General features: G+C 64.7%; 10 protein-coding genes and 2 pseudogenes. 9 read left to right on the top strand and 3 right to left on the bottom strand.

Annotated elements, in window-relative coordinates; translation table 11 throughout:
• The first annotated feature begins 40 nt into the window (after positions 1 to 40).
• Together FM104_RS00465 and FM104_RS00460 are read left to right on the top strand one after the other, a co-directional pair.
• Complete coding sequence (locus FM104_RS00465) at positions 41 to 1,279, top strand: sensor histidine kinase (protein WP_087129488.1); 1,239 nt, start codon at positions 41 to 43, stop codon at positions 1,277 to 1,279.
• Positions 1,276 to 1,941, top strand: a complete 666-nt coding sequence (locus FM104_RS00460; RefSeq protein ID WP_087129487.1) for a response regulator transcription factor — start codon at positions 1,276 to 1,278, stop codon at positions 1,939 to 1,941. The genes FM104_RS00465 and FM104_RS00460 overlap by 4 nt, the downstream gene beginning before the upstream one ends.
• A 232-nt stretch (positions 1,942 to 2,173) precedes the next feature.
• Here FM104_RS00460 and mobF read toward each other — a convergent pair.
• Positions 2,174 to 3,859 (bottom strand): annotated as a pseudogene (gene mobF, locus FM104_RS00455) (MobF family relaxase); the annotation flags it as partial.
• Positions 3,860 to 4,115: 256 nt separating this feature from the next.
• On the opposite strand from mobF, the pseudogene FM104_RS16680 reads away from it, so the two are divergent.
• Positions 4,116 to 4,448, top strand: a pseudogene (locus tag FM104_RS16680) (DNA cytosine methyltransferase); the annotation flags it as partial.
• Positions 4,449 to 4,542: 94 nt separating this feature from the next.
• Entirely contained in the window at positions 4,543 to 4,983 is a 441-nt protein-coding gene (locus tag FM104_RS16675; RefSeq protein WP_256971447.1) for a hypothetical protein, read from the top strand.
• A 228-nt stretch (positions 4,984 to 5,211) separates the two neighbouring features.
• Here the strand turns inward: FM104_RS16675 and FM104_RS00445 are convergent, their stop codons facing one another.
• Both FM104_RS00445 and FM104_RS00440 read right to left on the bottom strand, forming a co-directional pair.
• Positions 5,212 to 5,874 (bottom strand): response regulator transcription factor, encoded by a 663-nt coding sequence (locus FM104_RS00445; protein WP_087129484.1) that lies wholly within the window; start codon positions 5,872 to 5,874, stop codon positions 5,212 to 5,214.
• Positions 5,871 to 7,121, bottom strand: coding sequence for a sensor histidine kinase (locus tag FM104_RS00440; RefSeq protein WP_087129483.1), 1,251 nt, complete (start codon positions 7,119 to 7,121; stop codon positions 5,871 to 5,873). The genes FM104_RS00445 and FM104_RS00440 overlap by 4 nt, the downstream gene beginning before the upstream one ends.
• Before the next feature lie 130 nt (positions 7,122 to 7,251).
• Here FM104_RS00440 and FM104_RS00435 point away from each other — a divergent pair, with 130 nt between their 5' ends.
• The 5 genes from FM104_RS00435 to FM104_RS00415 all read left to right on the top strand — a co-directional run bounded on the left by FM104_RS00435 (position 7,252) and on the right by FM104_RS00415 (position 12,628).
• Positions 7,252 to 7,998, top strand: coding sequence for an ABC transporter ATP-binding protein (locus FM104_RS00435; protein ID WP_087129482.1), 747 nt, complete (start codon positions 7,252 to 7,254; stop codon positions 7,996 to 7,998).
• The gene (locus tag FM104_RS00430; RefSeq protein ID WP_087129481.1) at positions 7,995 to 9,392 is read left to right on the top strand and encodes an ABC transporter permease; all 1,398 of its coding nucleotides are present in this window, start codon (positions 7,995 to 7,997) and stop codon (positions 9,390 to 9,392) included. The genes FM104_RS00435 and FM104_RS00430 overlap by 4 nt, the downstream gene beginning before the upstream one ends.
• Positions 9,393 to 9,653: 261 nt before the next feature.
• Entirely contained in the window at positions 9,654 to 10,424 is a 771-nt protein-coding gene (locus FM104_RS00425) for a helix-turn-helix transcriptional regulator (RefSeq protein ID WP_256971438.1), read from the top strand.
• Positions 10,425 to 10,649: 225 nt separating this feature from the next.
• Entirely contained in the window at positions 10,650 to 11,735 is a 1,086-nt protein-coding gene (locus tag FM104_RS00420) for an ArdC-like ssDNA-binding domain-containing protein (protein WP_087129479.1), read from the top strand.
• Positions 11,735 to 12,628: a bifunctional DNA primase/polymerase gene (locus tag FM104_RS00415; RefSeq protein WP_087129478.1), complete on the top strand. Its 894-nt coding sequence runs from the start codon at positions 11,735 to 11,737 to the stop codon at positions 12,626 to 12,628. The genes FM104_RS00420 and FM104_RS00415 overlap by 1 nt, the downstream gene beginning before the upstream one ends.
• Positions 12,629 to 12,632 lie beyond the last annotated feature (4 nt).

Genomic DNA, 12,632 nt, shown 5'->3' with positions numbered 1-12,632 from the left:
CCCCGAAGTCCACCGATGGCGCGAACGAGATAATAGAGGGATGAGAACCGCGCATACGCTTCGCCTGCTTCGGACGAATCCGTTGCGCCTTCTCGCGAGCACGGCACCGTGGGCGGCGGCGGTCTACGGGTTCTCAGGGATGCTGCTGGCATTACCGACGATGATCTTCATTGCCCTGTTCCCGCTTCTTCCGGGCTGGGCGTGGCTGTTGAGCGCGATCGAGCGTCAGCGGGTGCGCCTGCTCGGTCACAAGAGCATTCCAGGCCCACCCGTGTCTCTACGGATACCTCCGTGGCGGCACGTTCCCGCACGGCTGACATCGGCGCTCGGGTGGCGTGAGATCGCAGGAACCCTCCTCCACCTGATCTTCGCCGTCCTGACCTTCACCCTGTGGGTCTTCGGACTCACCCTGGCCCTGACGCTGCTGCTCGCACCGTTCCTACCCTTGTTCGGCTCGGCATTCACGGCCGGTGATTGGCGCATCGACCACCCCGCGGACACGATCCCGATCGCTGTGCTCGGCATCATCGTCCTGGCGGTCTTCCTCTATGCGCAGCTCGCGCTTGCCGTCGTGCAGGCGATGACCGCCAGGGTGCTGATCGGCTCCCGCGTCGAAGAGCTCGAACAGCAAGTCACCACGCTCGCGGGTGAACGTGTCGCGCTGGTCGATGCGTTCGAGGCAGAACGACGACGCATCGAACGCGACCTCCATGACGGCCCCCAGCAACACCTCGCCGGCGCAGCCCTCCACCTCGGGCTCCTCCGCACCCGCATCGAACAGCAACAACCCGACCTGCTCCCAGGACTCGACTCCGCACACGACGAAATCGAACGCGCCCTCGACGCCATCCGCGCTGCCGTATCAGGACTGCGTCCACGCATCCTCATCGAGAAAGGCCTTGCAGCCGCCCTCATCGACCTCGCCGACCGATCCCCGGTACCGGTGAGGGTCGATGTCGATCCCGTGGTCCGATTCTCTGACGCGGCAGAGGCCAGCGTGTACTCCATCGCCACCGAGTTCGTCGCCAACAGCCTCAAGCACAGCGGCGCCCACCAGATCACGATCACACTCGACACTGCGCCTGGTGGTGTCCGAATCCTGCTGAACGACGACGGGGACGGTGGTGCGGACCCGGCCCGAGGCACCGGGCTGATCGGCATCAACCACCGCGTCACGCTCCTGCGCGGAACCGCAGAGCTCGACAGCCCTATCAGCGGGCCCACGAACCTATCGATCATGCTCCCCAGTGACATCATCAGAACAGGAGCACACACGTGAGAATCGGTATTGCAGAAGACGTTGCCCTGCTCCGCGAGGGCATCACCTCTCTCCTCGAACAACACGGACACACCGTGCTCTGGTCGGTGAGCGACGCAAACGAGCTCCGCGCGCGAATGCACACCCCGGCCGACGACCAGATGCCGGAACTGCTGATCGTTGACGTGCGAATGCCGCCCGACAACACCGACGACGGACTCCGCGCCGCCGTCGACATCCGCAAGAACCACTCCGCGATCGCGATCATGATCCTCTCCCAGCACCTCGGCAACGAATACGCGAAAGAACTGCTCGCCGGCGCTCCCGAAGCCTCGGGCGGCACCGGATACCTCCTGAAAGAGCGCGTCGGGCGAGTCACAGACTTCCTCACCGCGATCGACACCGTAGGCAACGGCGGAGTCAGCATCGACCCCAAAGTGGTCGCCGCGCTCCTGGATGCCGGCCCCGCAAGAGGGACGCTCGCGACCCTCACCGACCGAGAACGCGAAGTGCTGGCGCACATGGCCGAAGGGCACACGAACGAACAGATCACCAAGCTCCTCCACCTCAGCGCCCCAACGATCGAACGCCACATCAGCAGCATCTTCACCAAACTCAACCTCAGCGAGCACTCCGGCAATAAACGCGTCCTGGCCGTCCTGGAACACATCAAGGCAAACTGACCAGAGTTTCGCATTATGAGATCATCAAACCGCGTCATCGAACAACTCGTCGTCGAAGCAACAAAGTAGGATTACTCAATAGACCAGCAGGTTCAGACAAAGCTATGTTTGCTCCCCTACGGGTCGCGGCCTCGGTCTCATGTCGCGCGAAGAAAATGAGCAGGCATTACGCTTCGGTAGAACCCCGCTCGGTACGTATTCGCGGCTTCCCATAGTGGTGTCAAACCCAACATGTGGTATTCCCCGCTCCGGCGGGACCGACCAGAACATCGACGACCCGTCCGGAGACGGCGACCTTGGTGAGAGCGGATGCCTGGTCATCGCTGAGGACTCGTCCTTCGCGGTCGGGCCGTCTGGTGATCTTCTCCACGACAGCCAACGGCAAGGTCGGGGCGGTGAGGGTGCGGGCACGCTCGAGGAGGCGGTCTTCGGCAGCCAGGAGTTGTTCTGAGGAGTAGACGGTGGAGTTCGCCGGTCTGAACCTGCTCGTCCCGTCTGCGCGTTGGAACAGGATCGGGTTCGACGCGAGGTCCGGCGGCGTCAGGCGCAGCGAGGCGTTCTCGGCGGCATCGACGACCATGCCGACGATCGCTTCGCGGTCCTGAGTGCTGGTGAACCGGTAGCCCATCGTCTGCCGCGCGGCCTCCGCGGTCAGGTTCCACCGCCGCCATGTGGACCGCTTCTCTCCGACGGTCTCGACGACGGATTGCCCGAGGGACTGGATCACGTCGAGGGGGATGTCGTCTGCGTGAAGCAGCAACGGTGCATCGTTCGCTGCAACCGTCCGTGCCCACCCAGTTGCATCCGCCCCGAGGATGCGTGCCGCGCGGTGCCGCCATGAGGCGGTCAGTTCGGCGAGGGACCTGACCTGCTTCTGAGGGCGGGTGGCGAGGGTTGCGCGAGCGCGGAGCTTGATGACCGTCGAGTTCGAGGGCTGCCGCCCATGCTTGGCGACGTACTCGGCGATGAGCCTGTCCTTCTCGATATCGATCTCCCTGGACCGGGACGAGAACTCCACGGCGAGCTCTTCCGGGACGGCACGGATCGCCCACGCCGGGTTCCGATCCCGGCCCATGTCGCGCGCCTCCCACCCGACGCCGAACATCCGGGTCAGATGGTCCGCGAACACCGCCTCATGCAACTCCGACAAAGCGACGGTCGCGGCGTGCAACGGGCGACCATCCAGGGATCGCCACTTACCGTCTTGGGCGGTGCGGACCTTGTTGCTGACCACGACATGGGTGTGCAGATGGGGGTCACCGGCGCGGGAGTCGTAGTGATCGAACGCCGTCGCGGCGAGACCTTCGACATCGATCTGCGCAACCGCCCCGTTGCGACCGAGCGCGCCGATCCTCGTGGCTGCAACCTCCCGCTCCATGAACGCAACCACCTCCGCAACCGCCGCATGATGTGCATCCGCGATGAGCGCCTGCGCTCCCGCGTCCGCAACCGCCCACAACACCGACGCCGACTTCGGAATCGAGAACGTGAAGTCGAAACCGGCCACCGCACGCCGCGTCCCCACCGCGGCCTCCTCGGCCTCGATCCGGGCGATCGCGTCCGCCCGCGCCGTCGGCCCCAAGCCTGGGCCCAGGGCCGCGGTGCGTTTCTCGACGCGCTCAGCGACCGAGAGATATTGCCGGTACGCCTGCCCCAACGGGACACCCGTCACCGGATCACGGCCCATCCCGACGAGGAGCTGAAGCTGGGCCTCGGACACCGGATCACCCACCGTGATCCGGCCCTCACCGAGCGCCGCGACACCCGCCCCGATCCAGAACGCCGGCGGAGTCCCCTCCTCCGCGTAATAGCGGGTCAGCGGAGTCGACAGAGACCTGTCGCCATCGCCGGCCGCCACGGTGCGCAGCAGGTACTTGTAACCATCGCCCGCGCTCATCACACGCATCGAAACCGTCACCCTGACCGCCTCCCTTCATCCAGGAGGTAGGTGGCCGCGAGCCGGCCGAACCATGTGCCGACCCGGCACCCGCCGCCACGTTTGCAAGACGCGTGGTAGCTCGGAAGCAAGATGGCGAGAAGAGCTCAGGTAAGCGTCGACGGCGGCGCTGCCTGGCCGGTCGTGGGAGGAGCGGCGAGCACCTGGCAGGTGACCAGCCCGGTATCGAGTTCACGAGTGGACGACGGCCGGGGATCACGAACCTGCCGGAGCTCGCATGCGTCAGCCGAACGACAAGAACGACGATCGCCGTCTGCGGGTCGGATCGTTGTTCTCCGGGTACGGCGGTCTTGACCTCGCCGTCGAGGAAGTCTTTGATGCCCGCACGATCTGGTTCTCGGAAATCAACGAGCCCGTTGCCCGCGTCTTCGACCACCACTGGCCTGACGCTCCCAACCTCGGCGACATCACTGCGATCGACTGGAGCACGGTCGAACCGGTCGATGTACTCTGCGGTGGGTTCCCTTGCCAGGACGTATCCACGGTCGGGAAGATGGCTGGTCTCGCCCCCGGCACCCGCTCCGGGCTCTGGGCGCACATGGCGACAGCGATCGACGCATTGCAACCCGAATGGGTCGTCATTGAGAACGTTCGGGGGCTGCTCTCGGCCTCCGCGATCCGCGCACGCCCGGAAGGAGACGACAATGAACAGCGCAGCCCCCGAACCGCAACCTTCAACGATGCAACCCGTCGCGACTTGGAACCCGATCCGTGGAATATGGGAGGTTCCGCAGCTCGACCTCTTCGGGCGGCAGGAGCAGTTCTGGGGGACCTGGCCGACCTCGGGATGGATGCAGCATGGATCGGTCTACCCGCTTCCGCTATCGGCGCACCCCATCCACGGTTTCGGGTCTTCATCGTCGCCCACCGTGCTCTTCCGCACTCCATTGGCATCGGACGCCGCACGGGGCGGGGAGAGTCTGCAACAGGTCAGAGCGCGTCGCGGGACGATCGCGTTGAGCCATCAGATCATCGATCTCGCACTCCACGGTCCGAACGGCTACCAGCGCACAGAGGAGCCGGAGAGCCTGTGGACGTTGATCGGGCTGCTCTTCGGCGCTGGGGACGATACGCCGCAGCTGTGACGTACTGGACTCAGATCACCGGCCGTCCGGCGCCAGCACCCGCGCTCCTGGACGAAGCGACCGGCCCGCGGCCCGCGCCAGTATTCGTGGAGTGGCTCATGGGGCTACCGTCAGGTTGGGTCACAGACGCGCGTCACGGGCTGACTACGAACCAGCAGCTCGCCGCCCTCGGCAACGGCGTGCTCCCCAGACAAGCAATCGCTGCACTTGAAACCGCCCGCAATGCTTTCAGCCTTTGAGGTACTCCAGCACAGCGAGGACGCGCTTGTTGCCGGGGTGCTCGCTCAGGTCGAGTTTGGTGAAGATGCTGCTGATGTGACGTTCGATTGTCGGCGCGCTCAGATGCAGGAACTTGGTGATCTGCTCGTTCGTGTGTCCTTCGGCCATCAGCGCAAGGGTGTCGCGTTCCCGGTTGGTGAGGGTGGCGAGTATGCCGCCGGTGGAGTGCGATGCGAGAAGTGCGGCAACGACTTTCGGATCGATGCTGACGCCACCATGTCCCAGGACGTCGATCGCGTTGAGGAAGTCGGCAACTCGTCCGACACGTTCCTTGAGAAGGTAGCCGGTGCCGCCTCCGGAATCAGGGGCGGTGGCGAGTAGTTCCTTGGCGTACTCGTTCCCGAGGTGCTGGGAGAGGATCATGATCGCGAGCTCGGGATTCTGCCTGCGGATTTCAACGGCGGCTCGGAGTCCGTCGTCCGTGTTCTCTGGCGGCATCCGCACATCCACGATCAGTAGTTCTGGAGTCACTTCCGGCGCGGGGTTATGCATTCGTGCGAGGAGTTCGCTGGCGTCGCCGACGGACCAGAGCACGGTGTGCCCGTGTTGTTCGAGAAGTGCGGTGATGCCTTCGCGCAAAAGAGCCACGTCTTCTGCGATGCCGATTCTCATGCGGACGCTCCTGTCCTGATGGTGCCTTCGGGGAGTAGGAGCGAAAGCGTCGTGGGCCCACCTGCTGGGCTGTGCAGTTCGATGACTCCGTGGAGTAGCGTCGCGCGGTGTTGGATTCCGATCAACCCGGAGCCTTGGGCGGGGTCTGCACCGCCGCATCCGTTGTCGTTAAGTACGAGGCGGACGCCGTCTGGGTATGTGTCTAATGTGATGGTGATCTGGGTAGCGCCACTGTGCTTGAGGCTGTTGGCGACGAACTCGGTGGCGATGGAATAGACGCTGGCCTCGACTGCCTCGTGGAGTCGGACCGGGCGGCTGATGCTGACGATCACGGGGATTGGAGAGCGTTCGGCGAGGTCATCGATGGCCGCGAGAAGCCCCTTGTCGATGAGAATGCGCGGTCGTAGTCCGGCGACTGCGTCGCGGATGGTGTCGAGGGCTCGTTCGATTTCGTCGTGTGCGGCATCGATATTTGGTAGCAGCTCGGCCTGATCCTCTGGGGCGCGTGCTTGGAGGCGCGTGCGGAGGAGACCGAGGTGTAGGGCTGCGCCGGCGAGGTGTTGCTGGGGGCCGTCGTGGAGGTCACGTTCGATGCGTCGCCGTTCAGCCTCGAACGCATCGATCAGTGCAACACGTTCACCGGCGAGAGTGGTGACCTGCTGCTGGAGTTCTTCGACTCGTGAACCGATGAGCACACGCGTGGTCATCGCCTGTCCGAGCGCGAGCAGGAGTTGCGCATACAGGAAGACAGCCAGGACAACGAGACCGAGCATCGCGATCAACATGGTGCCGACCGGGCTGTCGATCTGCCAGTTGCCGATGGCGAACGCTCGACCAACCAATGGCAGGAAGGGCGCGAGGATCAACGTCATGGCCAGAGTGAGTCCGAAGATCCACAGGGTGAAGGTCAGTATTCCGAAAATCAGATGCACGAGGGCACCCGCGATCTCGCGCCATCCGAGCGCCGAGGTCAGTCGCGCGGGAACGTTCTGCCACGGCGGTACCTGCAATGGCGAAGGCGGGCCGGGAATATGTTCGTGCCCGATGAGGCGCACCCGCTGCCGTTCGACGGTGCTAAGAAGCCACGACCAGGCTGGGAGGAGCGGGAAGAGCGGGAGAAGGATGGCCGTCGGCAAAGCCAGCAACATCCCTGAGAACCCGTAGACGAGTCCTGCCCAGGGCGTCGGGCTGACGAGAACCCGCAACGGGTTTGCTCGGAGTGAGCGATACGTCAGTACGGTTCTCATCTTTCTATTGTCTCGTTCGATGCGCGGGCGCACCTCGGGGGTTCCCTGAGAAAAAGGTGATGGGTTTCCCTCACGGGGTCGATGGGAACCGGTCTCGCTCGGTGCGCGGTGCTCCCGAGAGCCTTGATTTATGCATGAGTCTCAGGGGTCAACACCAGCAGTGGTCGCGAACGCGGTAGAGAAGTCGTTCGGCGGCAGTCGGGGTATGCCCCTCGTCCCGGTGCTGCGCGGTGTCAGCTTCACGGTGCCACGCGGCACCATGATGTCGATCGTCGGACCCTCTGGATGCGGGAAGTCCACACTGCTGTTCTGTCTCGCTGGTCTCGACCCGGTGACCGCTGGGAGCGTGCAGCTGCTCGGCAGCGATCTTGGGCGACTTCGATCCGGCGCTCTGGCTCGCCTTTACCGAGACCGGGTGGGGTTCGTGTTCCAGTCGTACAACCTTGTCTCGGCGCTGAATGCCAGGGAGAACGTCGTGCTTCCGAAACGGCTTGCCGGTCAGCGCGCAGACTTGGATCACGCGGATGTCGTTCTCAACAGTCTCGGACTGTCTGAGCGCACGCGGGCGAGCGTGAATCAGCTGTCGAACGGTGAGCAGCAACGGGTCGCCCTGGCGAGGGTGATGGCAAACGCACCGGAGCTCGTGTTCGCCGATGAGCCCACTGGGGCACTGGACAGCGCATCCTCCCGGCTGGTACTCGGGAAGCTCCGGGAGCACGCCAGCGAGGGCCGCACCGTAGTCATGGTCACTCACGACCTCGACGCCGCAAGCCTCGCAGACCACGTACTAGTGATGCGTGACGGCGTCGTTACCCACACTCTGACGGGCGCAACCAGCGCTCAGATCCTCCAGACGATGGAAGGGAGCGCCGCGTGATCCGCCTCGCCTTCGCTGAGCTTCGCACCGACGTACGGGTGTGGATCGGACCGTTGCTCGTCGCCAGCGTCGCTTCCGCGTTCGTCTATCTCGCGGCCGTTTACTGGTGGACGCTCGGCACAACGTCTGGGGCAGAACTCATCGAGAGCTTCGGCTCGACGGTCGATGAAGCACGAGCCGGCAGCTATGTCGTCTACGTTTCCACCGCGATCCCCGCGATCGCCGTGCTCGGATCGACCAGTGCTGCAACCATCGCAGCCTTCTCCACCAGAATCGCCCGATGGCGGCTCGCTGGAGCGACACCGCGGCAAGTTCGCGCTGGCATCACCGTGCAGGTTCTCGTCGTGAACACGATTGGAACGGCCGCGGGAATAGCGATTGCCACACCACTGCGTCAACCCGCCGTCGACCTGCTTGTGCGCATGGTGACTCGAGGTGACTACACCATCCCTGTCGATAGCACGCCGACAGCTGCGCTGGTTGCCCTCGCTGGTTCCACCCTCGTCTGCTACCTCGCCAGCTTCATGCCAGCCAGGCGCGCGGCGCGGATTCCTGCCGTTCACGCAGTTCGCGATACGACTGAGCGCACCAAGACGATGCCGGTCTCACGATGGATCATCGCGGGTCTGCTGATCTTCGCGCTCATCCAGCAGCTGATCGTCACAGTCCTAGCTACACAGACACTCGGCGGTGACTCCGGCGTCGAATCCGCTGCTGCAACGCTGGCACTCACCTTGGGGATCATGATGATCGCAACGATCGGTGCGCTCTCACCGATCGTTGTTCCGGCACTGATACGCGTCTGGACAGCGATCGTGCCGTCCCGCGTTGCTCCGGCCTGGTTCATCGCCCGACATGCCGCTATCGAGCACCCGAGACAAGCGTCGACGGCGGTGATGCCCATCAGCATCGGAATCGCTCTGTACGGCATCCTGTTCGGGATTATCGCCACATGGCAGAACGCGCTCCTCGCGGCCGGCTTCGGCGGCGAACTGAACACTATCGACACCTACGTCATGCTTACCCCCGCAGCACTCATCGCAGTCACCGGCAGCGTCGCCAGCATCCTGCTCACCACCCGATCCCGCACACGGCAATACGCGCTCATCCGCACTGCAGGCGCAACACCGCAAACCATCGTCGGAATCGCACTCGCCGAGGCGATCAGCTATAGCATCACCGCAATCGGACTCGGTTTCGCTGTCGCCTATGCCAGCGTCCTCACAGCAGCGGCGCTACTCACCGCGATGGGGCTCCCCGCAATCCCGCTCATCGACCTCCGGCAAATGTTGATCCTCGCGGGGATCGGCGTCGCAGCCCTCCTCGTCGTCCTCTTCGTGCCAGCATTCACCGCCATCAGAGGAAACCCGCGCGACACAGTTTCGGCGCTGTAGGGCGAGCCGCCATGCGTTACAACCAGACACGAGCCAGAGGAGCGGGGAGGAGCCCTGCTCAGGCCGGCGGACGGTGAGGCATAGATGGCTCTCCCGTCCTTTGAACCTCGTTCAGCGCCAGCAGCGTACTCACCAATCGTTGCTCGAACGCAAAGCAGTCACGCACCGATTGCTCCCATTGCATTCGACTGTGTCAAGTTCATCGTTGTCCGTGCCGGTGGTGCACAGCTATTCAGCGAATTCGGCTGCTGTCATGTCAATGTGGGCGATGTCATCGTGCTCGCCGCAAACACCCTGTGTGGCGCCGAGCCGGAAGGGTGGATCACCACGACGACGCTGTATTTGGATCGGGACTATGTAATCGATCAGGTGTTCTGGCAGTATGCAGCACAGTTCAACGACCGTTTTGACGCCAGCGCCTTCCTCGATGTGCATTATGCGGAGCCCGCGCAAATCGTCCACATCGGTGAGGACAGGGCTGGTCTCCTCATGCCGTGGCTGGACGAACTCACGGCGCTGAGTCTCGACGGACTGGCCCCGGAGCGGTTCTATCGTGCCCAGGCGATGCTTTTTGCCGTACTTGATGTTGTTGTGCCGTTTCTGACGATGACGGGCGAACGCACCAGCTCAACTCAACGCAGCACTGGCATTCCTTCGCAGCCGCGACATCGACAGTTCCGACCCTTGCGTTGTGAGGCACGTGACGCTGCCAGAATGCTCCGGGACAAACTGGATCGGCGCTGGACTATCACCGACCTGGCCGACGCAGTGCATTTGTCCTTGTCGCAGGTGCGACGATTGTTCGTAGAGGCGTATGGCAAATCCCCAATTGCATATCTGACGATGCTTCGGGTCGAACGGATGGCTGACCTCCTGCGAACGACAGTCGACCCGATTGCGGCCATCGCCACCTCGGTCGGTTGGAACGATCCTGATTTCGCCGCCCGTCAATTCCGCCGTAGTGTCGGGGTCTCTCCGAGCGAGTATCGACGGATCAGTCGCGACACGCCACTCGCGACGCACCCGGAGTAAACGCGCATCATGGCGGGTGAAACGGTCATGATCCGGTGCTTGGATCACCGGGGGCGTTGTTTGTGAGATAGACCGAGGCGGACTACGTCGGGTTCAGTGATGTACCTGGCGGTCGCCCGCTCTTGTCCGTCGTCCGTCTCGATTCCTCGCTGTTTCTCTTGGCGCACCTTCTGGTCGCAGGGGTCACCCGCCGTGTGCGGTGTGACGTGCCGGGAGGAGGACGTGATGGCGATGGCCGAGGAACAGAGAGCGGCGCGGGATGCGAAGCTCGACGCGCTGCATGAGCGGCTGGCGGCGGCGGTTGGTCAGCTCTCGTCCGGGGACGACTGGCGGCGTGCCTTGGAGTTCGCGGCCAGGTTCCGGTCCCGCAGTTTCGGGAACACGCTGCTGATCTGGGCGCAGCATCTTGACGCTTTCGAGCAGGGGCGCGTGGAGCCGCCGGAGCCGTCGTATGTCGCTGGGTACAAGCAATGGCAGACCTTGGGCCGTCAGGTCGAGAAGGGCCAGCCGGGATACATGATCTTCGCCCCGGTTACGGGCCGGTTCGCGTCCTCGACCCCGCAGGACGCAGCCTCGTGGCGGCGACTCGGCCGGAACGAGAAGCCGAAGCCTGGTGAGGCGGTGCGTTCTCGGATGGTTGGTGCGAAGCCGGCCTATGTCTGGGACCTTTCCCAGACTGCAGGCGACCCGATCCCGGAGCAGCCGTCTCCGGTCCTGCTGGAAGGCGAAGCCCCGGCGGGGTTGTGGGACGGCCTGGCAGGGCTGGTGGAGGCTGAGGGGTTTGCGGTGCTGCGGGTGGAGCACGAGGGCATGATCCGTGGCGCGAATGGCCTCACTGACTATGAGGCCCGGACGGTCGCGGTGCGCACGAACATGGACGACGCGGCGCAGGTGAAGACCCTTGCGCACGAGCTGGCGCATGTGAGGCTGCATGGGCCGGATAACCCGGAGGCGACCGGGCATCGCGGGATCGGTGAGGTTGAGGCGGAGTCGGTGGCGTTGATGATCGGCGCTGCGCACGGTATGGACACCAGCGCTTACACGATCCCTTACGTCTCAGGCTGGGCCGGCACGGTCAAGGACAAAGACCCCGCCGAGGTGGTGCAGGCCACCGGAGAGCGAGTCCGCAAGGCTGCCGGGACAATCCTCGACGGGCTGCCCACGTCACAGATCGGCAGCGGTGACCCGCCCGGGCTCACCCGCGAAACAGCCAGAGCCGAGCGTACGCCGCGAGCAGAGCACACACCGGCGCCGCGGTTGGAGCCGCCGCCGGTGTCGCGGGTGGCGGATGCCGCGGTGAGGAGCCTGTGATGAGGCCCGCAGAGTTGTTCGCTGAGGTTGTCGGCCTCCTGCCAGCGATGGCGGCGGCACGGTTCGCGGAGGCCGGGGTGCCGGTGTTCCCGTGCGTGCCGGGCGGTAAACGGCCCCTGGTCGAGCATGGGTTCCACGACGCGACCACCGAGCTGGCGCAAGTCACAGCGTGGTGGCGAAGATGGCCAGCAGCGAACATCGGCGTGCCCACGGGCAGTGCATCTGGGATGGATGTCGTCGATGTCGACCGGAAGGCCGATGGGCACGGGTTCGGTGCGTTCGGGCGTGCCCGCCGCGCCGGTCTGGCGGATGGATGGGTGGCGTTGGTGCGGACTCCGTCGGGTGGGATGCACGCCTACTATCCGGTCGATCCCGACCGGCCGCAGTCGTCGTGGCAGGCGGCGCGGGCGCGGGTGGATTTCCGGGGCGAGGGCGGATACATCATCGTCCCGCCCTCCGTGGTCGCTACTGGTGATCGGCGCGTGTCCTATGCGTTGATCGACGGCACGCAGGCGATACCTGGGCCGGTGGATGCGGGCGCGTTGCGGGACTTCCTGGACCCTCGCCCCGAACCACGACAGACACGTCGTGCCGGGCCGGTGCCGAGAGATGCGGGGCGGTTGGCAGCATGGGTCGCGCAGCGCGGCGAGGGCGAACGCAACCGGGGCCTGTTCTGGGCATCGTGCCGCCTCGCCGAGGCCGGCCTGTCCCTGCCGGACATGGTGGACGCTCTCGCGCCAGCCGCCGAGCACTCGGGCCTGTCGCCGCGCGAGGTCACGACCACGATCCGCTCCGCTTACCGCGCTACCCACGTCCACCCGGCCGGACAGCCCAGCGGGCAGAGCGACCCTCCGCGGCGTGCGGTGAGCCTCGATAGTCGGGTGCTCTCGTGAACCC

This window comes from Microbacterium esteraromaticum, assembly GCF_900163815.1.
Classification (GTDB): Bacteria; Actinomycetota; Actinomycetes; order Actinomycetales; family Microbacteriaceae; genus Microbacterium; species Microbacterium esteraromaticum_B.
The sequence above is the reverse complement of the archived record's forward strand: the minus strand, read 5'-3'. Positions and strand labels throughout refer to the sequence as shown.

What these genes read in the sequence shown, in the direction of transcription:
- FM104_RS00415 (WP_087129478.1), top strand. Translation starts at nt 11,735, where the DNA reads ATGAGGCCCGCAGAGTTGTTCGCTGAGGTTGTCGGCCTCCTGCCAGCG.
- FM104_RS00420 (WP_087129479.1), top strand. Translation starts at nt 10,650, where the DNA reads ATGGCGATGGCCGAGGAACAGAGAGCGGCGCGGGATGCGAAGCTCGAC.
- FM104_RS00440 (WP_087129483.1), bottom strand. Translation starts at nt 7,121, where the DNA reads ATGAGAACCGTACTGACGTATCGCTCACTCCGAGCAAACCCGTTGCGG.
- FM104_RS00465 (WP_087129488.1), top strand. Translation starts at nt 41, where the DNA reads ATGAGAACCGCGCATACGCTTCGCCTGCTTCGGACGAATCCGTTGCGC.
- FM104_RS00445 (WP_087129484.1), bottom strand. Translation starts at nt 5,874, where the DNA reads ATGAGAATCGGCATCGCAGAAGACGTGGCTCTTTTGCGCGAAGGCATC.
- FM104_RS16675 (WP_256971447.1), top strand. Translation starts at nt 4,543, where the DNA reads ATGAACAGCGCAGCCCCCGAACCGCAACCTTCAACGATGCAACCCGTC.
- FM104_RS00435 (WP_087129482.1), top strand. Translation starts at nt 7,252, where the DNA reads ATGCATGAGTCTCAGGGGTCAACACCAGCAGTGGTCGCGAACGCGGTA.